The organism is Chryseobacterium sp. OSA05B, assembly GCF_019970065.1.
Classification (GTDB): Bacteria; Bacteroidota; Bacteroidia; order Flavobacteriales; family Weeksellaceae; genus Chryseobacterium.
This window is the reverse complement of sequence record NZ_JAHXYH010000002.1, coordinates 485,202-506,989: the sequence shown is the minus strand read 5'-3', so window position 1 is coordinate 506,989 and position 21,788 is coordinate 485,202. Positions and strand designations below refer to the sequence as shown.

General features: G+C 38.3%; 24 protein-coding genes and 4 tRNA genes. 9 read left to right on the top strand and 19 right to left on the bottom strand.

What is annotated here, in order from left to right; translation table 11 throughout:
- Positions 1–169: 169 nt before the first annotated feature.
- On the top strand, positions 170–802 hold the full coding sequence (locus LC419_RS09775) for a hypothetical protein (RefSeq protein WP_223607161.1): 633 nt from the start codon (positions 170–172) through the stop codon (positions 800–802).
- 92 nt (positions 803–894) lie between these two features.
- On the opposite strand, the gene LC419_RS09770 is transcribed toward LC419_RS09775, so the two are convergent.
- Positions 895–1,455 carry an RNA polymerase sigma factor gene (locus LC419_RS09770; protein WP_223607160.1) on the bottom strand — a complete coding sequence of 187 codons (561 nt, stop codon included), beginning with the start codon at positions 1,453–1,455 and terminating at the stop codon, positions 895–897.
- Positions 1,456–1,600: 145 nt separating this feature from the next.
- On the opposite strand from LC419_RS09770, the gene tyrS reads away from it, so the two are divergent.
- The gene (gene tyrS, locus LC419_RS09765; protein WP_223607159.1) at positions 1,601–2,896 is read left to right on the top strand and encodes a tyrosine--tRNA ligase; all 1,296 of its coding nucleotides are present in this window, start codon (positions 1,601–1,603) and stop codon (positions 2,894–2,896) included.
- Positions 2,897–3,182: 286 nt separating this feature from the next.
- Here the strand turns inward: tyrS and LC419_RS09760 are convergent, their stop codons facing one another.
- Together LC419_RS09760 and LC419_RS09755 are read right to left on the bottom strand one after the other, a co-directional pair.
- A complete protein-coding gene (locus LC419_RS09760; RefSeq protein ID WP_223607158.1) occupies positions 3,183–3,596 on the bottom strand; it encodes a hypothetical protein in 414 nt (137 codons plus the stop codon).
- Between the two features lie 24 nt (positions 3,597–3,620).
- A complete protein-coding gene (locus LC419_RS09755) occupies positions 3,621–4,127 on the bottom strand; it encodes an outer membrane protein (RefSeq protein WP_223607157.1) in 507 nt (168 codons plus the stop codon).
- A 174-nt stretch (positions 4,128–4,301) separates the two neighbouring features.
- On the opposite strand from LC419_RS09755, the gene LC419_RS09750 reads away from it, so the two are divergent.
- Together LC419_RS09750 and LC419_RS09745 are read left to right on the top strand one after the other, a co-directional pair.
- A complete protein-coding gene (locus LC419_RS09750) occupies positions 4,302–6,299 on the top strand; it encodes an ATP-binding protein (RefSeq protein ID WP_223607156.1) in 1,998 nt (665 codons plus the stop codon).
- A complete protein-coding gene (locus LC419_RS09745) occupies positions 6,289–6,927 on the top strand; it encodes a response regulator transcription factor (RefSeq protein WP_223607155.1) in 639 nt (212 codons plus the stop codon). Before LC419_RS09750 ends, LC419_RS09745 begins: the two co-directional genes overlap by 11 nt.
- A gap of 51 nt (positions 6,928–6,978) precedes the next feature.
- Here LC419_RS09745 and LC419_RS09740 read toward each other — a convergent pair whose 3' ends face one another.
- A complete protein-coding gene (locus LC419_RS09740) occupies positions 6,979–7,401 on the bottom strand; it encodes a hypothetical protein (protein WP_223607154.1) in 423 nt (140 codons plus the stop codon).
- A 224-nt stretch (positions 7,402–7,625) separates the two neighbouring features.
- Between LC419_RS09740 and LC419_RS09735 the strand changes: the two genes are divergently transcribed.
- From LC419_RS09735 to LC419_RS09725, 3 genes are all read left to right on the top strand, one after another.
- The gene (locus LC419_RS09735) at positions 7,626–8,264 is read left to right on the top strand and encodes an alpha/beta hydrolase (RefSeq protein ID WP_223607153.1); all 639 of its coding nucleotides are present in this window, start codon (positions 7,626–7,628) and stop codon (positions 8,262–8,264) included.
- 123 nt (positions 8,265–8,387) lie between these two features.
- A complete protein-coding gene (locus tag LC419_RS09730) occupies positions 8,388–9,710 on the top strand; it encodes a retropepsin-like aspartic protease (protein WP_223607152.1) in 1,323 nt (440 codons plus the stop codon).
- A gap of 3 nt (positions 9,711–9,713) precedes the next feature.
- Positions 9,714–10,241, top strand: coding sequence for a hypothetical protein (locus tag LC419_RS09725; RefSeq protein WP_223607151.1), 528 nt, complete (start codon positions 9,714–9,716; stop codon positions 10,239–10,241).
- Here the strand turns inward: LC419_RS09725 and LC419_RS09720 are convergent.
- Both LC419_RS09720 and LC419_RS09715 read right to left on the bottom strand, forming a co-directional pair.
- A complete protein-coding gene (locus LC419_RS09720) occupies positions 10,234–11,268 on the bottom strand; it encodes a L,D-transpeptidase (protein ID WP_223607150.1) in 1,035 nt (344 codons plus the stop codon). The two genes, LC419_RS09725 and LC419_RS09720, sit on opposite strands and share 8 nt — an antisense overlap.
- A 113-nt stretch (positions 11,269–11,381) precedes the next feature.
- Positions 11,382–12,137, bottom strand: a complete 756-nt coding sequence (locus LC419_RS09715; RefSeq protein WP_223607149.1) for a response regulator transcription factor — start codon at positions 12,135–12,137, stop codon at positions 11,382–11,384.
- 162 nt (positions 12,138–12,299) lie between these two features.
- Between LC419_RS09715 and LC419_RS09710 the strand changes: the two genes are divergently transcribed.
- The gene (locus LC419_RS09710; protein ID WP_223607148.1) at positions 12,300–12,686 is read left to right on the top strand and encodes a hypothetical protein; all 387 of its coding nucleotides are present in this window, start codon (positions 12,300–12,302) and stop codon (positions 12,684–12,686) included.
- Between the two features lie 304 nt (positions 12,687–12,990).
- Here the strand turns inward: LC419_RS09710 and LC419_RS09705 are convergent, their stop codons facing one another.
- Both LC419_RS09705 and LC419_RS09700 read right to left on the bottom strand, forming a co-directional pair.
- Positions 12,991–13,818 carry a hypothetical protein gene (locus LC419_RS09705; RefSeq protein ID WP_223607147.1) on the bottom strand — a complete coding sequence of 276 codons (828 nt, stop codon included), beginning with the start codon at positions 13,816–13,818 and terminating at the stop codon, positions 12,991–12,993.
- A gap of 34 nt (positions 13,819–13,852) precedes the next feature.
- Complete coding sequence (locus LC419_RS09700; protein ID WP_223607146.1) at positions 13,853–14,269, bottom strand: hypothetical protein; 417 nt, start codon at positions 14,267–14,269, stop codon at positions 13,853–13,855.
- A gap of 293 nt (positions 14,270–14,562) precedes the next feature.
- On the opposite strand from LC419_RS09700, the gene LC419_RS09695 reads away from it, so the two are divergent.
- Positions 14,563–15,243, top strand: a complete 681-nt coding sequence (locus LC419_RS09695; RefSeq protein ID WP_223607145.1) for an aspartate/glutamate racemase family protein — start codon at positions 14,563–14,565, stop codon at positions 15,241–15,243.
- Positions 15,244–15,632: 389 nt separating this feature from the next.
- Here the strand turns inward: LC419_RS09695 and LC419_RS09690 are convergent.
- The 11 genes from LC419_RS09690 to LC419_RS09640 form a co-directional block, all read right to left on the bottom strand.
- Positions 15,633–15,706 (bottom strand) — tRNA-Asp (locus LC419_RS09690).
- 33 nt (positions 15,707–15,739) lie between these two features.
- Positions 15,740–15,813 (bottom strand) — tRNA-Asp (locus LC419_RS09685).
- A 36-nt stretch (positions 15,814–15,849) separates the two neighbouring features.
- Positions 15,850–15,923: transfer RNA gene (locus LC419_RS09680), tRNA-Asp, on the bottom strand.
- Positions 15,924–15,956: 33 nt separating this feature from the next.
- Positions 15,957–16,030: transfer RNA gene (locus LC419_RS09675), tRNA-Asp, on the bottom strand.
- A 132-nt stretch (positions 16,031–16,162) separates the two neighbouring features.
- Positions 16,163–16,480 carry a thioredoxin gene (gene trxA, locus LC419_RS09670; RefSeq protein WP_034730057.1) on the bottom strand — a complete coding sequence of 106 codons (318 nt, stop codon included), beginning with the start codon at positions 16,478–16,480 and terminating at the stop codon, positions 16,163–16,165.
- Positions 16,481–16,564: 84 nt separating this feature from the next.
- Positions 16,565–17,740 (bottom strand): cysteine desulfurase family protein, encoded by a 1,176-nt coding sequence (locus tag LC419_RS09665; RefSeq protein WP_223607144.1) that lies wholly within the window; start codon positions 17,738–17,740, stop codon positions 16,565–16,567.
- Positions 17,741–17,742: 2 nt separating this feature from the next.
- Positions 17,743–18,207: a hypothetical protein gene (locus LC419_RS09660; protein ID WP_223607143.1), complete on the bottom strand. Its 465-nt coding sequence runs from the start codon at positions 18,205–18,207 to the stop codon at positions 17,743–17,745.
- 23 nt (positions 18,208–18,230) lie between these two features.
- Complete coding sequence (locus tag LC419_RS09655) at positions 18,231–18,818, bottom strand: HAD family hydrolase (protein WP_223607142.1); 588 nt, start codon at positions 18,816–18,818, stop codon at positions 18,231–18,233.
- Positions 18,819–18,823: 5 nt separating this feature from the next.
- Complete coding sequence (locus LC419_RS09650) at positions 18,824–19,549, bottom strand: SDR family NAD(P)-dependent oxidoreductase (RefSeq protein WP_223607141.1); 726 nt, start codon at positions 19,547–19,549, stop codon at positions 18,824–18,826.
- Positions 19,549–20,868: an FAD-binding oxidoreductase gene (locus tag LC419_RS09645; protein ID WP_223607140.1), complete on the bottom strand. Its 1,320-nt coding sequence runs from the start codon at positions 20,866–20,868 to the stop codon at positions 19,549–19,551. The genes LC419_RS09650 and LC419_RS09645 overlap by 1 nt, the downstream gene beginning before the upstream one ends.
- A complete protein-coding gene (locus LC419_RS09640) occupies positions 20,865–21,752 on the bottom strand; it encodes a decaprenyl-phosphate phosphoribosyltransferase (protein ID WP_223607139.1) in 888 nt (295 codons plus the stop codon). Before LC419_RS09640 ends, LC419_RS09645 begins: the two co-directional genes overlap by 4 nt.
- Positions 21,753–21,788: the final 36 nt, after the last annotated feature.

The window sequence follows — 21,788 nt, the reverse complement described above, 5'->3', positions numbered from 1 at the left end:
AGCAAATCTACAGCACAGTTTAATTAATCTTAAGGCTATTTCATCAAATTTTTAAGTAAATGTTACAAGTTTGATTAAGCAGTATCTTCCAGCATCCCTCTCCCTGCTTCCAGCCTCATTAACATTAATTCAGAATATAATTGTAATTTTAAATAACCAAATTTAAAATATGAAGAAGATTCTTTTTGCCCTATCCTTTATCATCAGTACATTTTGTTTTGCCCAGAAAGAACTTCAGCCCGCAGGTTCGGAGATTATTGAAACGGTGGAAGGAGATCTGGACGGTGATCAAATTCCTGAAAGAGTGGTCATTTATAATACCAAAGATGAAGGTGAGCTGGGTAAAATCCGTGAGATTCAGATTCAGAAAAAAAGTGGCGGAACCTGGATGGTTTTAAGTAAATCAAGGAATGCGATTTTAGAAAGTGCCGGCGGCGGCATGATGGGCGATCCGTACCAGAGTACAAGCATTTCAAAAGGAATTTTAAGCATCACCCAGGCAGGGGGAAGCAGCTGGAAATGGGGTTATACAGATAAATACCGGTTTCAGAACGGACATTTTGAACTGATCGGTTATTCTTCGGAATCCGGCAGATCGGGAGATTATTGGGCAGAGGTAGATTTTAATCTTTCTACGGGCCAGCTCAACTATAAAAAAGATGTGGAGAACACTAAAGAATATGGTAAATCCAAACAGGAAACTTATATTAAAAAGGGGTTAAAGATCGATCTGCAGAACAGAAATCAAAAAGAATCCAGAAAAATTATTCTTCCTAAGACTAAGGAGGAAGTCTACCTTTAAAATTTTGAACGATTAAGATTGTACTAAGCTCTTTAAATTAAACTGATTTGAGTCGCAGGTTTGTACCACAAACCACGAAACCCGAAATCAGACTAATTATCATCAAACTCATTATTCTTGAGCAGTTCTGCCAGAACTTTTTTCGCACGCATCACCCTTACCTTGGTATTGGCAACGGAAATTCCCAGTTCTTCTGCAATTTCTTTGATGCTTTTTTCTTCGAAGAATCTTAATTTGATAATATCCTGGTAGTTGGCGTCTAAGGATTCAATTGTTTTAATGATCTTTTTCTGTTCTTCATTGGAGATCATGAGCTCTTCAGGAGATTTTGCAAACTGGTTTTTAACCTCATCAAGATTCTCAGTCGGGTCCTGGTTTTCCCGGGCTCTTTTTCTCCAGAAATCAATGACCGTATTTTGGGCAATGGTTAATACCCAGGTCTTAAACTGAAAATGCGGGTCGTACATATCCAGTTTCGACAGCACTTTTGAAAAAACATTCACCGTGATTTCATCTGCATCATTTTCATCTTTTACTTTCTTCATGACAAAAGAGAAAACATCCACCCAAAAAACATTGATGAGTTTGGTCTGGGCTTTCTGGTCCTTTTCTTTGGCCTTTTGAATAAGCAGGAATAGCTGTTCGTCGTTCATTATTAACAAATATAATTTTTTTAAATGAAAGGGCAAAGGGCTATACAGGCCTTTTTATCCTCTGATTTTTTTACCTTCCGGCACCTATTCTCTATACTCCTGAATTTACTATCTTTGCACCATAAAATTTTAAAGAAAAGTATAGATGAATTCCTTTATAGAAGAACTAAAATGGCGTGGTCTTTTTGCCGATATGATGCCAGGAACCGATGAACAGCTGAATAAAGAGGTAACTACTGCATATATTGGTTTCGACCCGACTGCTGATTCTTTGCATATCGGAAGTCTTATTCAGATCAAAATTTTAGCCCATTTCCAACAGCACGGTCATAAACCAATTGCTTTGGTAGGAGGTGCTACAGGAATGATCGGAGATCCGTCAGGGAAATCTGCAGAAAGAAATCTGCTGGATGAAGCGACTCTTCTTCACTATGTAGACTGTTTAAAAAACCAACTTTCAAAGTTTTTGGATTTCGAAGGCGAAGGTGCCAATAAAGCTGAATTGGTGAACAATTACGACTGGATGAAGAATATTTCTTTCCTTGATTTTGCTAAAAATGTAGGAAAGAACATCACCGTTAATTATATGATGGCGAAGGACTCTGTAAAAAAGAGATTTTCGGGAGACGGCAGTGCAGAAGGGATGAGTTTTACGGAATTCACTTACCAGCTGATCCAGGGATATGATTTCCTTCACCTGTACCAGAATAATAACGTGAAGCTTCAGATGGGCGGTTCTGACCAGTGGGGAAATATCACGACAGGAACTGAACTGATCCGCAGAAAGGCCCAGGGAGAGGCATTTGCCTTAACGGTTCCTTTGATCACGAAAGCTGACGGCTCTAAATTCGGGAAGTCTGAAAGCGGAGAAAATTACTGGCTGGACAAAAAGAAAACTTCACCGTACAAATTCTACCAGTTCTGGCTGAATGCTACCGATGATGATGCCGAAAGATTCATTAAATTTTATACTTTCCTATCCAAAGAGGAAATTGAAGCTTTAATTGAAGAGCACAAAACAGCACCTCATGAAAGAAAACTTCAAAAGAGACTGGCTGAAGAAGTAACGGTTTGGGTACATGGCAGAGAAGAATATGAAAAAGCATTGAAAGCCTCAGAAATTCTTTTCGGACGTTCTACTGCTGAAGATCTGGTAAGCCTTGATGAAGAAACTTTCCTTGAAGTTTTTGACGGTGTTCCACAAAAAGAACTTCCAAAAGCTGATGTTCTTGGCGTAAGCATTGTAGATCTTCTTTCAGAAAAATCCGGTTTCCTAAAGTCTAAAAGTGAGGCTCAGAGAGAAATCAAAGGAAATGCGATTTCTGTAAACAAAGAAAAAGTAAACGAGACGTATACTGCGAACGAAAGCGATCTTATTGACGGTACATTCCTACTGCTTCAAAAAGGTAAGAAAAGCTACTTTATTGTAAAAGCTCAATAAGAATACAAGCATATAAGAATCAAAAGAGACTGTCTGAGACAGTCTCTTTTTTATTGAATATCAAGGAAGAACACTACCTATGTTCAGTAGAGTTTTCAACAGGGTTATCATCTATCTTAAGTAAAAAAAGCCGTGAAAGGAGTTCACGGCTCTCGTAGAGAAAGTTACCACTTTTAAAAAGCTCTTACCACAATTATTGATTCTGAAGAGCCATGAAAAAACTATTATAAAAAAGATATGTTTAAGTGTCTGGTGATTGTTTTAATTCTTTTTAGAAGTTCTGTTTTTAAAATGTGTAATTGGCACTGGCAGAAAGTACCTGTCCACTGGAAGTTCCCTCTTTTTTCAACTCTCCATCTACATAAATCTGAACTTTTAATGTTGATGATGAAGACGAACCTGTAGCGTTCACGCCAACATTAACGTTTACGGCACCTGCAGGCGTTGTGATTTCCGGACTCGTCCATGTAGTTCCGCTAAGACTTGATGCCGTCGTTATTGTGCTGTCATATCCATAAACAGCCACATCAATATTGCTTCCGGCTGAGGCTGTTGCTTTAAAAACAACTTTATGTGATTGTCTTGCCGGCGCATCATCGTCATCATCATTGCTGCATGAACTTGAAAATCCCAGAAGGACTGCAGTTACTAATACGACCAATGTATATTGGATGGTTTGGTATAATTTTGATTTTTTCATTTGATTTAATCTATTAATTTGTGTTTAAAATTTGTACGAAATTCCGGCTTTTCCTCCTGATGCCACGCTTCCTCCTCCTACTTCTACATTCACTGCAAAATGATCTGTGAAATAATACCGGGCTCCGGCCTGTCCTGCAAAACCGACTCCTGAACTTTCTCCCCCTAAATAATCATAATCTGAACCTTTGTAGCGGTAAGAAAAAGAATTGTAAGCCAGGGTTACTCCCGCATATACGTCAAATTTGTTAGGAATTTTCAACAGCGTATTGAAATGGTAGTTTCCGTTCAATCCTACCGAAATCCATCTGCCTTTCACATCTCCCGAGTATTTTTCTGTGGAAAAACTTCCTTCGGCACCTACTGTGATGTCTTTATGGATTCCATAATCAACTCCTGCGTAAACGGGCATTCCCCATCCATTGGCAAGACCAATCCCTACATTCATCTGAGCTTCTCCCTTTTGTACTCTCTGGGCATTCATTACTCCGAAAAAGGAAATTAAGCTCAGTAAAAAGATCTTTTTTTTCATTATATATTTATCGTTTTCAATGTTTAGTGTTCATGTCTGTTAGAAGACTTCTGCAAAACTATCAGCCTGGGGAACTGAAAACAATCCTTAAAAAAAAGTAATTTTTTCTACCTGTTTTTAGGTATTTTTAGTCCCTGAATTTTTCTTTATATTCAACCTTTACTGTGAAATTGAATGATGACGAGACTATTATTTTTTTTATGCTTACTGACAGGCTTCGTACTGCAGGCTCAGCTGCTGTTTCCGCTTAATGAGAAAAAATTCACAGACAGTCTGGAGTTTGCGGTTAAAAATACCAGGAGCCCGATTTCTAAGGCTGACGCCTGTTTTCTGCTATCCAATTATTACAGAAATATTGATTCCGTTGCCAGCAAAAAATATTTAGAAAATGGAAAGGTATCGGGAAGAGAAGATCCGTTGAACGCTGCTAAATATTATTATTACGAAGGACAGTATTTTCTGGATCAGAATAAGGATAAAGCAGCAACATCCTATCACAAAGCGATAGAAGAATTTTCAAAATTAAAGGCCGGAAAAGCTGATCTTTACAAGTCTTTATGCTGGTATGGCTACGGTATTACCCAAAAGAATAAGGAGGGCTATCCTTATTTAATTAAAGTGATGCTTGAAAAAAGTATTCCTACGGCTGAAAAATATGGTGACAGCAAGATTACAGGGTTTCTGTACACGCAGCTTGGGTTAATGCTTACTTACAACGCGGAATTTGAAAAGGCTGGTAATTATAATATGAAAGCGCTTCAGATACTTGAAAAAACAGCTCCCCATTCTACAGAGCTATTTTATAATTATCTCAACATTACAAACAATTACTGCTACCAGATAAAAGCGGACATCGGAAAAAAATTCCTTGACAAAGCAGAGAAAATGATCTCTCCCTATCCTGATTCTTCGTCCAATGCATTATTTTATTACAGCAAAACACTCTATCACGTCAGCAAACAAAGTCATGATCAGGCACTGGCAGCGATAGAAAAAGGGTTGTTTTACACTAAAAAATTCAATCAGAAGCTGCTGATGCAGATGTTCTATTTTCATAAGTATGATATATTCAAAAAGCAGAAAAAATATACGGAAGCCAAGAATCTTTTAGAAGAAATTCTTGCTGAAAAAACCCTGGCCACGGATCTTAACAACAAAAAGATACTATACAGCAATTTGTCAAATATCAACGAGATCATGGGAAATCCCAGTCAGGCTCTGGTTTGGGAAAAAAAATATTCAAAACTGAATGACAGCCTGAATGCTGAAAATATCAAACTCGAAATCAATAAACTGGAGGCCAAATACAATACTTCTGAAAAGGAAAAGAGAATTGCTTTCCTGAATTCAGAAAAGAACCAGAAGGAGATGGAGGTCAACAAAAAGAATTACTATCTGTGGATACTGAGCCTTTTTCTGCTGTTTATTCTGATCCTCCTCGTATTCCTGTTCATCATTTACAGGAACAATAAAAAACTGTCCGAACAAAAAGAAATCAACCTACGTCAAAAAATAGAAGACATTAATCAGAAAGAAGAATTGGCGCTGACGAAAGCTATTCTGGAAGGCGAAGAAAGAGAAAGGGAGCGTATTGCAAAAGATCTTCATGATGGCCTTGGCGGGATGCTGGCAGGCGTTAAAATCAATTTCTCCACCTGGTCATCCTCACATCTTGAAACTGAACAGCACAAGGATTTTTATAAGATCCTGGACCAACTTGATCTTTCCATATCCGAACTCAGACATGTAGCCCGAAACCTGATGCCGGAATCTCTACTCAATTTCGGTCTTGAAACAGCTTTGAATGACCTGTGCGAATTTTATATCCGTAAAGATCTGGATATTTATTTCCAGCCTATCAATATAGACAAAGACCTTCCGCTTACGATTCAGCTTAATATTTACCGAATTGTACAGGAACTTCTTGCCAATGCCGTGAAACATTCCGGAGCGAGTAATATTCTCCTTCAATGTTCTCAATCCGGCGAAAACTTCATGATCACTGTAGAAGACAACGGAAAAGGATTTGAAAAAGGCACCGAAAAGACCACAAAAAGTATGGGCTTCCACAATTTGAACAACCGCGTCAATTATCTTAGAGGAAAAATGGAGGTAAGCTCAGACAGTCAGGGCACAACAATTAACATCGAACTCAATACCCATGGTGAATGAAAAAATTAATATTGTCATCGTAGACGATCACCCTATCGTTATCGAAGGACTGAAAATGATGCTGAAAAGCCAGCCCTTTTTCAATATATCAGAAAGCTTTACTTCCGGATCCGAAACCATCGCCTTTATCCGTTCTCACGAGGTAGATATTATTCTTCTGGATATTACGCTGCCTGATGCCAATGGAACGGAACTGTGCCGGGAAATCAAAAAAATATCGCCGGAGACAGCTGTGATCATGTTCAGTAACCGTTCTGAACGAAGCATTATCATGCAATCTATACAAAACGGAGCCAGTGGCTATCTTCTGAAAAACATTTCGATTGACGAACTTGTAGTATGCATCAAAGGGGCACTTTCGGGAAATATTGTTTTCTGTAATGAAACCAAACAGATCATCAGCCGCCCTTCCCAAAATGACCTGCCGGTTCCCAGGCTGACGAAACGTGAAAAACAGATCCTCCAGATGGTAGCCCAAGGGAAAACAAGCGCTATGATTGCAGATGAGCTGTTTTTAAGTCCGCTTACTGTGGATACACACCGTAAGAACCTGCTGCAAAAATTCCAGGCCAGGAATTCTACTGAGCTCATCAACCGGGCAATCCAGCATCATATGATCGAAGAATAAAATAAAAAAACCGCTTTAAAAGCGGTTTCATTATATATAGAAAATATATTTTTATAATTCTAAGAAGCTGTAATCAATAGAAGCTACCAAAGGACCTGCTCCTTTCTTCTTTTGAGTTCTTACGATTTCTCCGTCTATCCAAAGGTTTATCACCAGTTCAGAATCTGCGTTGGGAAGATCTGCCTTCGCATCAAGATTCAACTGTGCCTGGCTTGAATTCACGAAAAATTCGCCGCTCGTCCAAGTAGTTCCCACCGGATCGAAAATATCAGTCTTTACGGTTCCTACCTGCGTTACAATTGCTCTGATAACACCACCTGTAGTTGTTTTTACTTCAAACTGAACAACGTGATCTGCAAACTCTTCGTCATCGTTATCCTTTTTACAAGAATTCACTACCGTAATTACAGAAAATAATAAAACGAATAAAAAAGAAAGTCTAAGTAAACTTTTTGATTTGTAAAATTGCTTCATTTCTCCAAATAGATTTTTAATGTTTCAAATATAAGTTTTTTATTAATATAAAAATAACTTTTATGAAAAATTTCCAATAAAGATTTCCAATTAATATCAAATCAGCAAAAAGCATAATTGCAGGATCGGTCAGTATTTGCGCTTTCATCCGGTCAATATTAAATATAGATATACGCGTTCCGGTTTTGAAGTCTACAATGTGATTTATTAATTATATTTGCCGTATGAATTTAGATTATATAGTAAGAGAACCGGAACATATCACCCCAGATACTACTGTACTTTTCATGCTGCACGGCTATGGCAGCAATGAACAGGATCTTTTCAGCTTCAGGGAAACCCTTCCTGCCGACTGGCTTATCGTAAGTTTCAGAGCTCCCAGAGACACACAGTTTGAAGGGTATTCATGGTTTGACATAGATTTCAATAGTCCTGAAAATTTCATTGATCTTGCACAGGCTAAGGAATCGCTGGACGGCGTACTGGAAAACATCCTGAAAGTAGTCAATCATTACGGAATCATTGAAGGAAAGGTGCATTTGTGTGGTTTCAGTCAGGGTGGGATACTGTGTTATGCTTTGGCACTAAAGCATCCGGAAATGTTTAATTATATCGCCTGTCTGAGCAGCTACCCTGAAGAAAAACTGCTGGACGGTATCGTTAAAGATAAAAAGAAACTGGAAAGACTTCGTTTTTTCATCTCTCACGGAACAGACGATGCGGTGATTCCTCTTGAGTGGGGAAGAAAGGCAGCTGACCTTCTCTATGACCTGAGCTGTTATTTTAGTTTCAGAGAATATATGAGCGGACATGGTGTCAACCAGAAAAATTATATGGATCTCATGGAATTCTTCTCCAAATAACATCCAATCTTATTTTACATTAATTTTATCAAAATATATTGCTCCGTTGCAGTTTATACAAACATTCCTACCTTTGGAATGTTTTTTTATGCACAGTAACGATAATTTCACTAAATTCAGTAAATGAAACTAAAGCTTCTTTTACTGGCATTATTCTTCAGCATTTTTCTCAGTGCCCAGAACTCTTTCGAGCTCGTGAATGCCAAAAAAGTAGTCATCCCTTTTAAGCTCATCAACAATCTCATCTTTATCCCCATCAACGTCAACGGTGCCGAACTTACATTTATGCTGGACACAGGTGTTGCCGAAACCATTCTTTTCAGCCTGGATAATAAGGAAGTCAAATTAGAAAATATCGAGAAAATAAAATTTTCCGGCCTCGGAGGAAATGTAAGTATAGACGGATTTAAATCGGATCGTAATATCGCCAGAATAGGTGATCATCTCATCAATATATCCATGCTGCTGTTTATTGTTATTGATGAAGAATTCAACATCTCATCTCATATTGGAATTCCTGTGAACGGAGTGATCGGCTACCATTTTTTCAAAAACCATCCGATCTCAATAGATTATACCTCAAAAAAAATAACGGTTTACCAGGATATTGATGTTTTTAAGAAGAAACTCAGAAAGTTTACGGAACTGCCCATGACGATAGAAAAGGACAAACCTTATATCCATGCAGATGTAGAAATGACCAACGAAAAGAAAAGTTCAAAACTGCTGATCGATCTTGGAAACAGTGATGCCATCTGGCTCTTCCCTACCCTGATCAAAGATTTTGTGTACAACAGACCCAATATTGATGATTATCTGGGCCGCGGATTCAATGGAGATATTTATGGTAAAAGGAGCCGGATCCATAATTTTTATCTGGGAGATTTCAAATTTAATATGCCTCTTACAGCAATGCCCGATGAATATTCTATCCAGCACGTAAACCTTGTCTCCAACCGAAAGGGATCCGTGGGTGGAGAAATTATCCGCAGATTTACCACTGTTTTCGACTACACCGCAGGAAAGATTTACCTGAAAAAAAATAAAAATTTCGATGATCCTTTTCATTTTAACATGAGCGGGTTAGACTTTAAGCAGGATGGACTGGAATGGCATGAAGACCGCGTAAAAATCGAACCTAAAAAAATATCCGAAGTAGGCACTGAAATTTCTGTAGGTAACAATTTTCAGTATAAATTTACTTTAAAACCCGTATTTTCCATCGCAGGGATCAGAAAAGACTCTCCAGCATTTAAAGCAGGCCTGAAAAAAGATGACCGCGTAATGATCATTAATGGAAGCCGTACCTCCGATATGACCATGGAAAAAATCATGGAACTGATGAAATCTGAGGAAGGAAGGAACATCACAATGGTAGTCCAGAGAAAAAATATGGAACTGACCTTTGATTTTGTATTAGAAGACCCTATCCCATATCAAGAATAGCCTATGAAAACCGAAGAAAGCACCATAGATAAGATAAGAACCCGCCCGAGATTCAAGATGTTTACTCATCTTACGAAAGAGGAATATGCGGAAAACTTAAAAAAATACCTTGCCGGGCATAAAGAAGAATTTTCAGGAAATATCAACAAGGAAGTAGCCACAATCTGGGTGGAAACGAAATATGACAATTACTCGAAACCCAGACTCTCTTTAAGAATAGAAATGGAAGATGATGAGACCGTCATACGTGGCGTCTTCGGGCCGAGTTCTGCAGTCTGGACTTTCTTCATGTTCCTTTATTTTTCCTTTTCAATTCTCTGGATGACTTTTTTCACCATGTACTACGTGGAAAGACAGATAAAAAGCGCTGAGTTCCCGTGGGCCCTGAGCGCTTCATTTATGATGTTATTCTGTATTCTTCTTACGTATGTAGCGGCCAGATTCGGGCAACATAAGGGGAAGGAAGAGATGCTTAAGCTTAGAAGATTTGCTGAAGAATCTACTTTACAGTTTGAAAAGAAAATTAATTAACGGGAACTTCCATAGGCTTTTCAGTTTGAACCGGAGCCATAGCTTTAGCCGTTTTAATAGAATCTGCTACTTTTTCTCTGTTGTCCTGCTCTTTCAGCATTCTGTCAACGCTGGGTTCCAGAAGCTTGGTCATTTCTTCTACTGAAATATTATTGGCATTGGGATCATCCAAAAGCTTTTTCCAAGGCTTTCTTCCACCCCATTTATAATCTCCAAAAACCATTACTGCAGTACCTTTTGCTTTTGTAGTAGCACCTCCGGGATTCAGAATCCAGGTATCTGCGTATGAATATAACCACTGCGCATCTTTCATCAACAGACGCAGACATGAGTGTGAGGCCGGATAACCCGGAAGGTCATACTGGTGCCATCCGATTCCTCCGATATTATGAATATTGAAATTATAAGGAAGTTTCCACTCGCTGCTCACCGTTGAGATCGACAGTTTCTTTTTCCAGTTGGCAAAAGTAAGTCCACGCGTGGTTTGCGCTGCTTTTTTTCCCATACTTGTTGGTCCCCATTTTACAAGACTTCCGTTAGAATATACTCCGTAAGCCTGTATCGGATATGAAAAAATCACAAACTTTTTCACGCCGCTTAATATATCCAGCTGCATTGGAAACGGCGAATAAGACATTAGCGTTGTATCTATTTTAGCAGGAACTACCAAAGTATCCGCATTGAATCTATTTTTAGAATCAAGCCTGTTTAATGCTAAAATCGCATAACGTTCCTTTTCGCTGTATTTTTTACTGAATGCTGCGTATACAGAATCTCTCATCTTTTTATCCTTTGGAAGGACAAAAGCGTTATAGAAACCGTTTTCCTGCATTGCCGGCGGAACGGATTCTTTTTGTACCACAGAATCTTTTTTGATGGAATCTTTTTCTACAGTCGGAGTCTCTGACGAGGTAGCTGTATCTTTAAAAGTATCACTTATTTTTTCAATTTCTTTCTTACATGAAACCAGCATTGCAACGCTAAAGCAGGCATATAAAAATATTTTTCTCACAGATATGTTTTTCATAAATAAAACAGGCCATTTAGTTTGGTTACCCATTGCAAATATCAGACCTAAATTTGAATCATAAAAGACATTGTAAAAAATACCGTAAAAAAACGGTATTGAAGTATATTGTTTTACAGCAGTTTATTGGTTTGGGCGTAAGAAAGGGCTTCCGCGATATTATTCACGCCTATTTTATCAAAGAGCTTTTTCCGGTGAAATTTTACAGTATCCGCAGAAATAAACAGTTTTTCTCCAATTTCATTGATTGTCAAGCCACTGGCGTATAAACTCAGGATTTCGTGTTCTCTCTGGGAAAGTTTTATTTTTTCTTCTTTCTCCCATCTTTTGGTAACAACATCATATTTCCAAACTTCTTCTGAGCCTTCTTTACTGATCACAATATTCCCTGATGTGGTACTATTTGAAAGTGAAACGATGCACAATGCCTTCCAGATCTGCCCTTCTTCGGTAAGGAACATCGGGGTAAGTTTGTGATTGACAAGAATGTTCTTTTTGCCATTGATCAGGTAAAAATCATAAGAGATCGAATATAATTTTCGCTCATTTACAGGAATATTTTCATAGAACTCAAATCCGGCTTCATTGATCTTTATTAAAAGCTCCACATCTTCAGGGTTTACATTCTGAAAATAAAAAGCGTAACCCAATGCTTTCACTTCTTCTGATGATTTCCCACACAGGAATAACGGATTTCCAGAGACATAATCAAAACCTCTGGTCTGATAATCTATTACATACAGACTCTGGTATGTGAGTCTTGAAAAAGCTTTTATAGCTTCCAGATAGTCCCCAACCTGGCTGCGGTCTATGTCAGCATCATTGCGGACATCATTTTTATCGTTAAAAAACCTGTTTATTTCTTCCATACATCCTTTAATAAACTGACACAATCACTACCCAAAAGTGTAGTATTTATTACACATAAGCAAATCTACACAAAAGTGTAGTGGTTATCAAAATACAGTGATATACTTTTGCTGAAAAATAACCTCAGTTCTGTACCTAAAAACAAATCAATAGCCCGAAAGATGAAAAGTATCCGTTTTTATCCCCTATTCATTTTTTCTACAGTCCTGATGATTCTCCTGTCCTCTTTCCAAATTATCAAAGGCAGACATCTTTACCGCAATCAGTGGAAAATACCTGCTCACAAAAATCTGAAAATTAAAAACTCGTCGAAAGAGAGTCTTGAAGTGATTTTATATAATCCTTCGCAGAAAGACGCCCTTCAATATGCAATCAATAACCATGAAATAAAGGAGCTGCCAAAGAACGATTCGGTCAAAGTTAGAGTAGATTTCGCCCATGAAGTTTTTATCGTAAATAATTCTGCCCACGAGGGCCTATTCAGACTGAAAATAATAAATAACAGCGGCCGAATTAAAGCAGCCCTTAGAGATCAGCTTCCTCTATAACAGAATTCATTTTCTGAAAAAAACCACAAATTGTTTGAAGCATCATATCAGCTGATCCCAACTTATTACTGTTCTTTTGGGCAGTAATTTTTTTGGTGTGAATACAGGGTTAGAGAGTAATTAAGAGTTACTAGTTTCAGGATGCGGGTTTCGGGTTTGGGAGTTTTTTGGATACGGGGTTATAGTTGCTAGTTCGTATCTGATATCTGGGATCTTACTTCTTAGCTCTTGACTAAAACCAAAAGACCATAGTTGCAACCTTCGGTATAAATCCTAATCCCTAGAACCTGCCACCTAATATCTGCTACCTCGTCCCTATCCACTTCAAAGTTCCATTTTTATCAAAACGATAAGCATCCTGATGCCACGAAGCTCCTCCTCTGCATCCGGTGTACAGCAGTTTATTTTTTTTGTCTACAGATACATCACAAAGGCACGAACAGTCTGACTTTGAGTAATCCGGTTCTTTGAACAGATCAAAACGCTTCGTTTTCGGGTTGTAGAGGTAAATGGTAAAAGTATGATATACGCCCATTCCTGCATCGGGGATCGTGAAAGCAAGATCATCGTATCCGTCAAAATTATAATCCTCAATAATGCTTTGCTGGACTGGATCCGGACTGTCCGAAAAAGGAAGTTCAGCTGTCATTTTTTTCCCATCAGGATATTCGATCAGCAACTTGTTATTATAAAAATGATTAAAAGAGATTATGGCATCATGCAGCAGGTATTTATCCTCGCCATCCGGATCTCCTTCTTCTTCCACAAGTTCAAGGTCAAAATGTGTGAAATCCCGTATTCTGATGTAAGAAGGATCTACAATAATATTATTCATTTGCATCATTTTATAGGTTCCGCTAAGTTTTCTGTTAACCATTTCATCCCATACAAAATAATGATGGGCCGGCTGACCGGGGCCTTGCGAAATGGTGTCCAGTTTGTAACTTTTGACCTTTAACGGAATAATTTCTCTCTTCCCTTCATACTGTATAAAAGCTCCTTTCCCGCCATTCCCATAGTACAGCTTCAGCCTGAGTTCTTTCATTGCAGAAACATATTTTAAAGTGATCGGCTGGGCGTGCAGAAAAGTCCCTGAAATAACAATTACAAAGATTAGAAAAAGTTTTTTCATAGTCTGTCTTTATCGGCTTATAGGTTGTAAATAATTATTTCAATTTAGAATTAAACCTGGAATAATAAACTCCCCACAGAAGAAACCATGGAAGGTTGGAGATTAATAAAAACACAACTCCTTGTCCATCAATCTTTCCGCCGGAAATTTCAAAGAAAAAATATCCGGTGATCAATACAGGAAGCAGAAACCAGCACAGCCATCTTTCCGTTTTTCCCCGAAACTTTTTTAAAAGAGACAAAAGACTGCTGAAGGAAACAATAGTCAACGACAGAATCCAAACAATCAGAAGACCATAGGCAATCCCGCTCATATCACAGTTTCTGGGGTGTTCATTATCACGCGGAACTTGTGTGATCATCATGTAGATAATCAGAATAACCGTAGAAATAACTGTTGCAATAACCCCTGTTTTCAGGATGGAAAGCAGAATAAATTTTCTCTGTGACATTGAATCTGTTTATGGGCTTCACTAATGTAGCAATAAACTGCGAATAAATTATTTGATATGACAGATTATCTGAACAAAAATAGCAGTAAAACATATAAGTAAACTACAGACCTTTAAAAAAGCAGAACACGTGTTTAACGAAAATTCAAACTCAGTCAATATATATACCCGAGCAGTCTACGAAAGTTTCAGCCAATGCATCAATTTTTGAAGTGATCAGTATCCCGACAGATACACATGATACAATGAAAACTTTTATCTAGATTTGTCAACAACTGTAAATCTTCACATTCATGAAAAAAATAGGACTCGTAGGCGGAATAAGCTGGGTATCCACACTGGATTATTATCAATTCATCAATAAAGGTGTCAATGCCAGGCTGGGCGGACTGAATGCCGCGGAATGCATGATCTATTCTTTGAATTTTGGAGACCTTCAGGCTAAAGGGTGGACAAATTCCTTCGAATTATTATTAAACGCCTGCAATCACCTTAAAAACACAGGAGCAGACAGCATTGTCCTCTGTGCCAATACAGCCCATCTCTTTGCAGACGAACTTCAGGATTCCATACAGCTTCCGATTATCCATATCGGTACCGAAACGGCAAAAGCCATACAGAAAGCCGGACTTACAAAAGTTGGTCTAATCGGAACAAAGTTTACGATGGAAATGGATTTCTACAAAAGTAAACTTGAGGAATACGGACTGGAAGTACTGATCCCGGAAAAACAGGAAACAAGAGATTATATCCAGCATACCGTAAAAGATGAACTGGGAGTAGGATTCATTAATCCCGAAACCAAAGCCCGCTATATTTCCATTGTAGAAGAATTGATCAGTCGTGGTGCCGAATGCGTTATTCTGGGCTGTACGGAAATTCCCATGCTCATCAGTCAGGATGATTTTAGTGTGCCTGTTTTTGATACGACAAAAATACATTGTGAGGCTATTGTAGAGTATATTGTTTCATAGAAAGGATACTTGAGGAGATAATCATCGGATAAAAGCAGGTCATGCGCAAAACCTGGTCAGCAGATAAGGTTTATTTTTTCACGCAAAGAAAATTATTATCATGTTTTATAAAGGGAGGCAAAGGCTGAATCAATTTCATTGATTCTGATGAAGGGAATGAATACAAATCACATGATTTTAAATTTCCTGAAGATTAATCAGGTGTGCAAGTTTTTACTTTTTGTTAATATGCGTTATCTGCATAATCTGCGAGAGCCAAAATGAAGTTTCCATAAAATTTAATTCCGCTGAATATCCTGATTTCACTGATAGAACTTATTCCTTAGGTCGGGCGATAGGTATGCAAACAAAAACCCTTTCAAATAATTGAAAGGGTTTTAAAGATCTTGCGATCCGGACGGGACTCGAACCCGCGACCTCCGCCGTGACAGGGCGGCATTCTAACCAGCTGAACTACCGGATCAATTTTTTTAAAGTAAATTGATGAAAACTTCTGCGATCCGGACGGGACTCGAACCCGCGACCTCCGCCGTGACAGGGCGGCATTCTAACCAGCTGAACTACCGGATCAATTTTTTTTTAAAAGAAATTGAATAAAAACTTCTGCGATCCGGACGGGACTCGAACCCGCGACCTCCGCCGTGACAGGGCGGCATTCTAACCAGCTGAACTACCGGATCTAATTTTTTTAAAAGTAAATTGAAAAACTTTTGCGATCCGGACGGGACTCGAACCCGCGACCTCCGCCGTGACAGGGCGGCATTCTAACCAGCTGAACTACCGGATCATTTTTTGTTGTTGTAAAGAACGTTGTTTCTTTTTTGTGATTGCAAAACTACAACTTTTTTTATTACCTGCAAATTATTTCCCAATAAAAAGCCCTCCAAAAACGGAAGGCCTTCATTATCAAAGTTATTTTTTACAAGTGTGCGCTTAATTTTTCAGCGATAATCTCCTTTGGAGTCACACCTACTAATTTATCAACCACTTCACCGTTCTTAAAAATCAGAACTGTAGGGATATTTCTGATGCCATACTGCATTGAAATTTCCTGATTGTTGTCTACATCAACTTTTCCTACCACTGCTTTTCCTTCAAAATCTGATGCTACTTCTTCGATGATTGGTCCCAAAGTTCTGCATGGTCCACACCATACTGCCCAAAAGTCTACCAATACCGGCTTATCTGATTTTAAAACCGTTTCCTGAAATGAGCTGTCCGTAATTTCTAAAGCCATTTTGTTTCTTTTATTTAAATTAATATTTATTTTCTTATTTATCCCTAATTGGATATTCAAAATTACGATTTTTACGCAATAAGACTATCTATGCTCAACATTTGTTTTTTCTATAGCATAATCTTTTGAAATTTCCTTCAAAGCTTCTGCCAGAGCATCGATCTCTGCCTTGGTCGTCATATGGCTGAATGAAATACGTAATGGCGTACAATGATCCATTTCATCTTCAGAAAGCACCATCATCATCACCATCGAAGGTTTGGACGCTCCCGAAGAGCATGCGCTGCCCTGAGAGATCGCAATTCCCTTCATATCCAGCTGAAGACCTATCAATGGATTTTTATACGGAAGTAAGGCACTTAAAACACTGTCAACACTGTGATCCATTTCCCCGCTTCTTCCATTAAATTTAATATTCGGAACCTCTGCAGATAATTTTTCAATAGCGTATTCTTTTATTTCTCTGATATGAGCAGCATAAGACTCCATATTGTTGGTGCAAAGCTCTAAAGCCTTACCTAAACCAACGATACCGGCAACATTTTCTGTTCCTGCTCTCAGACTTCTTTCCTGAGGACCACCTGTAATAATTCCTCTTAAACCGGTAGCTTTTCTAATAAAAGCAAAGCCAATTCCTTTCGGACCATGGAATTTATGAGCACTGCAAGAAGCAAAATCTACAAGGATATCTGAAAAATCAAATTCCATGTGGGCCATGGTCTTCACTGTATCGGAATGGTAAAGAGCATTATTCGCTTTGCATAATTCTGCAATTTTTTTAATATCAACGATATTTCCAATTTCATTATTGGCATGCATCAGACTTACCAATGTCTTTTTATCAGAAGCTTTTAATAATTCTTCCAGTTTATTAAGATCAATATCTCCTTTTTCATTAGGTCGAATATAAACCACTTCTACCCCTTTTCTGTTTTTCATATCCAGAATACTCTCAGAAACACATTTGTGCTCTAGCGGAGAACTGATGATTCTTTCTACACCAAGATGCTCCACACTGGACTTGATGATCATATTGTTCGATTCTGTTCCACACGAAGTAAAGATAATCTCCGCAGGACTTACATGAAGATAGTCTGCAATCTGTCTTCTTACATTTTCAATAAGGATTTTTGCTTCCTGACCGAAACTGTGGGTAGAAGAAGGATTTCCGAAATTCATCTTCATGGTGCTCACCATTGCATCTATGACTTCTTCTGCCAAAGGGGTCGTCGCAGCGTTATCTAAATATATTTTGTTCATTTTTAATTGGAATATTTTAATTCTACTGAGGTAAACTGATAATCTGAAGGAACGGCAAAAATAAACCAGGGATTTGAAAGTACCTGAATTTCCATTCCGCCTGATGCTGTAGCCGGAACTTCCACGTACAGGATATTATTTTTTACAGATACGTTTTTGATGCTGGTAATTCTGTGGCTACCGGATCTGAAAAGTCCCATATGATACAAAACCACTTTTTTGTTTCTTGGAAATTTCGGATAGTTGACGGATGGCTCTTTTTTCAAATCGATAAGACCGAAACTGCCTTTGATGGCATTGCGGAATTCCTGTTCATTCTTAATAATAGTAAATCCAGCTTCATCTGTACCACCCTGCGGCTCAGAAACCAGCAGATCTGCATTTTCCTGCATCCCTGACGGCTTTTGAGACGGCGTAGCTGTACAGCTCAGTAAGATTGCGGTACATACAATAAGCAGTCTTTTCATTTTTACATTTTTACCATCCAAAATTAGTGAAAAAATTGGTAATGACCTTCATTTGCCCATTTAAGCATCTGGCGATCTCCGGAAGTATCTCCGAAAGCGATTATTTTATCGTACTTAGAGTCGTGAATTTCAGCTTTTATTCTGATCAGTTTCTCTTTTCCGTTGCAGTTTTTACCTATAAAATTCCCTGTGAAAACACCATTCTTAAACTCTGCACGTGTGGATACCAGCTGCATTTTCAGTTCTTCGGCGAAAGGTTTTACCCAGATATCCAGCGAGGCGGTTACCAATAAACTCTGTGTATTATTCCTATCGATATTTTGTATAAAGTCAAGGGCGTTTTCCCTTACGATTTTGGGATAGTGCTGCTCAAAAAACTGCTTAGATTTCATTTCAATCTTTTCCTGAGTCTGTCCTTTCAGAATAGATCCGATAAAGCTTTTCTTTACTTTTTCGGTTTCTGCAAGTTTCAGTTTCAGCAAAATAAAAAGAGGAACGTGTCTTAAAAACTGTATCCGGAATTTTGTAGAATCGTAGAATTTAAGGTACATAAACATTGTATCCTTGTACGTCAGGGTTCCGTCAAAATCAAAACAATACAATTTTTTCATGTTTACTAAAGCTTTAATTTTTTGAATATAAATTCAGGTATATTCCTGATAATCATCATAATAACACTCCAAACCGGCAAAACATATGCCACATTTTTCTGCTTTTTGAATGCTTTATAAATGCATGCCGCTGCCTGTTTGGGAGTTGCAGTCAATTTAGGATTTAAAGGCAGACCTTCCGTCATTTTCGTCGCCATAAAGCCCGGTTTGACGGTAAGAACATGTACTTTTTTCTCAAAAAGATAATTTCTAAGACCGCTAAGATAAGCCGTAAAAGCCGCTTTTGCGCTACCATAGATAAAATTGCTCTGTCTACCGCGATCTCCGGCTACCGACGAGAGCCCTATAATGGTTCCGGATCTTCTGCTTTCAAACTTCTGTGCAAAATAGTTCATCACAGGAATCAGTTTTGAATAATTGATGGTAATGATTCTGTCTGTATTCCTGTTGTCATAAAGACCTTCCTCAGTCCCGTCTCCCAAATATCCCACGGCACAAAATAATACATTTGAACTGACATGATCAAATGAATTGTAATCAATTTCTTTCATCAAATCAATTTCGATCACTTCAGACTGCTGCAGAAATTTGACATCAATGTGTCTCGCAAATCTTTCCGTTGTCTCTTTATTTGAAGTGAAAAGGTATATTTTTTCAAACTTTTCTCCTTCCTGAAGAGCCTTTTCCACAAAAGCCTGCGCCACTTCAGACGTACTTCCCAGAACTATCATTATGAATTGTTGTTTATGATTCTTTTGTGCTGTAAAGACACAAATTTTGAACTTTGAATATTTTTAAGGTAATTCGTGAGTGAAGACCTGCTCATGCTGTCCTTCGTAAGATAAATCCTACCTCCGAATTGCTGTACGGTATCATCTAATTTTTCTACCAGTTTTTTCAGTTTTGAATTCACCTTAAAGTCAAGGGCCAGCGTATAACCTTCGAAAGGGAATGAATTGTAAGCCTCTGGATTGTTTTTCCCGAAGAGCTTTAAAACCGCTAAAAATGATCCGTTTCCGCTTGCTGCAATGGTTTCAAGGATCTGTTTCATTCCTTCTTTTCCTGCTTCTTTCGGAATCACCATCTGATATTGAATAAATCCTGATTTTCCATAAATTTTATTCCAATCGGTGATGGCATCGAGCGGATAGAAAAAGGTTTCGTAGTCTATAAAAGTCTTCACTTCTTTCTTAGTCTGCTTTTTATAATACAGCAGATTGAATATTTTTACAGTCAGTGCATTCAGAACAAAACCCGGAAAGTAAAACGGAACCGTAGGCTGAAATTTCTTCTTCAGTCTTAAGGGCTGATTGGCCAGGTTTTGGGGAAGTTCATGCTGAAAGGCGTGTTCTCCTCTCATCAGAATACTTCTTCCTAAATTCTTGCCTTTTTGAAGACAGTCTATCCACGCTACCGTATACGTCCAGTTTTCACTTTCTTCAAAGAGTCTGAAAATTTCATCCAGATTCTCTGCTTTAATGCTTTCCTGGCGAATGTAGGCGGATTCTATATTTTTAAGTTTAAATTTAACGGTAAGAATAATTCCGGTAAGTCCCATTCCACCAATAGTGGCCCAGAATTTATCCGAATTTTCTTCTCTGGAACATGTGATGATATCTCCTCTTTCGGTCATTAGCTTAAACTCGATCACATATTCTGAAAAGCAACCTTCCGCGTGATGGTTCTTCCCGTGAACATCTGAAGCAATGGCTCCTCCCACGGAAATAAATTTTGTTCCCGGTGTTACATACAGAAAATATCCCTGAGGAACTGCAATTTCAAGTACATCTGAAAGCAGCACTCCGGATTCACATTCTATTACCCCGTTGAGACGGTCGAAACTGATGAATTTATTTAATTTTTTGGTAGAAAATATGGTTTCTCCCAGGGAAGCGTCGCCGTAGCATCTTCCGTTTCCTCTGGCAATAATTTCGTTGTGATTAAGTACGAACTCCTTGATTCTTTTGAAGCTGTCCTCAGATCTCATTTCTTTTTCCACTACCGGGAAATTTCCCCAGTTAGTAACTTTTTGTGTGAAATTCGGCTTCATTTTTTAAAATAAATCTGGATTAAAAATGCGGCTACCCAAAGCACTAAAGTCACCTGGATATACCGGTCTCTGTAGACAATTTTTGTAGGAGATTCTGTTCTGTTGTATACCAAAGTCTGCTGTAGATATCGTAGAAAAGCAAAGACTACAAATATCACGGTGTAGAAAACCCTCTGATGAAATCTTCCCTGCACCTCAGGTGAAAGTGTAAACATCAGATAGCAGACGATAGCTAGCGTAACCGAAATAGAAAGGGCAATATCCGCAAACTGAACATTGTAGCCGTCCAGAGCTTTTCTTGTCTTTCCTGAAACCTGCGCATTGATCAATTCTCCTCTTCTTTTTCCGATGGCTAAAACGAGAGCCAGTACAAAAGTCAACAGGATCGCCCATTGCGAGATGCCTATTCCGGTGATATAACCACCCGCTAAAACTCTCAGTACAAAACCTGTAGCAATGATAAAAATATCAATGATCGGAACGTGTTTCAGTTTAAAGGTATAGGCGAGATTGATCACAATATAAAGTCCGATGATCGTTGCAAATTTCCATAAAGCTTCCTGAAAATAAAGCTGAGCAACGAATACCAGCGCTATATCAACAATAATAAGTCCTGTAAGAATGCTTAAAGCTTTTGGTTTTGAAATAGCACCGCTTGCGAGGGGTCTTCTCCTTTTTTCAGGATGTTTACGGTCTGCCTCTATATCGTTATAATCATTAAGAATATAGACTACGCTTGCTGCAAGGGAAAAGATAATAAACGCAAAGATACTTTTGCTAAGTAAATCTATATTTGTAATGTTTCCCGAAAAGAACAGAGGAACAAAAACAAACAGGTTTTTTACCCACTGCTCCACCCGGAGGAGTTTAAGATATTTCTTCATTTATGTTAATTCAGTTACAAAAATAGCAAATTCAAA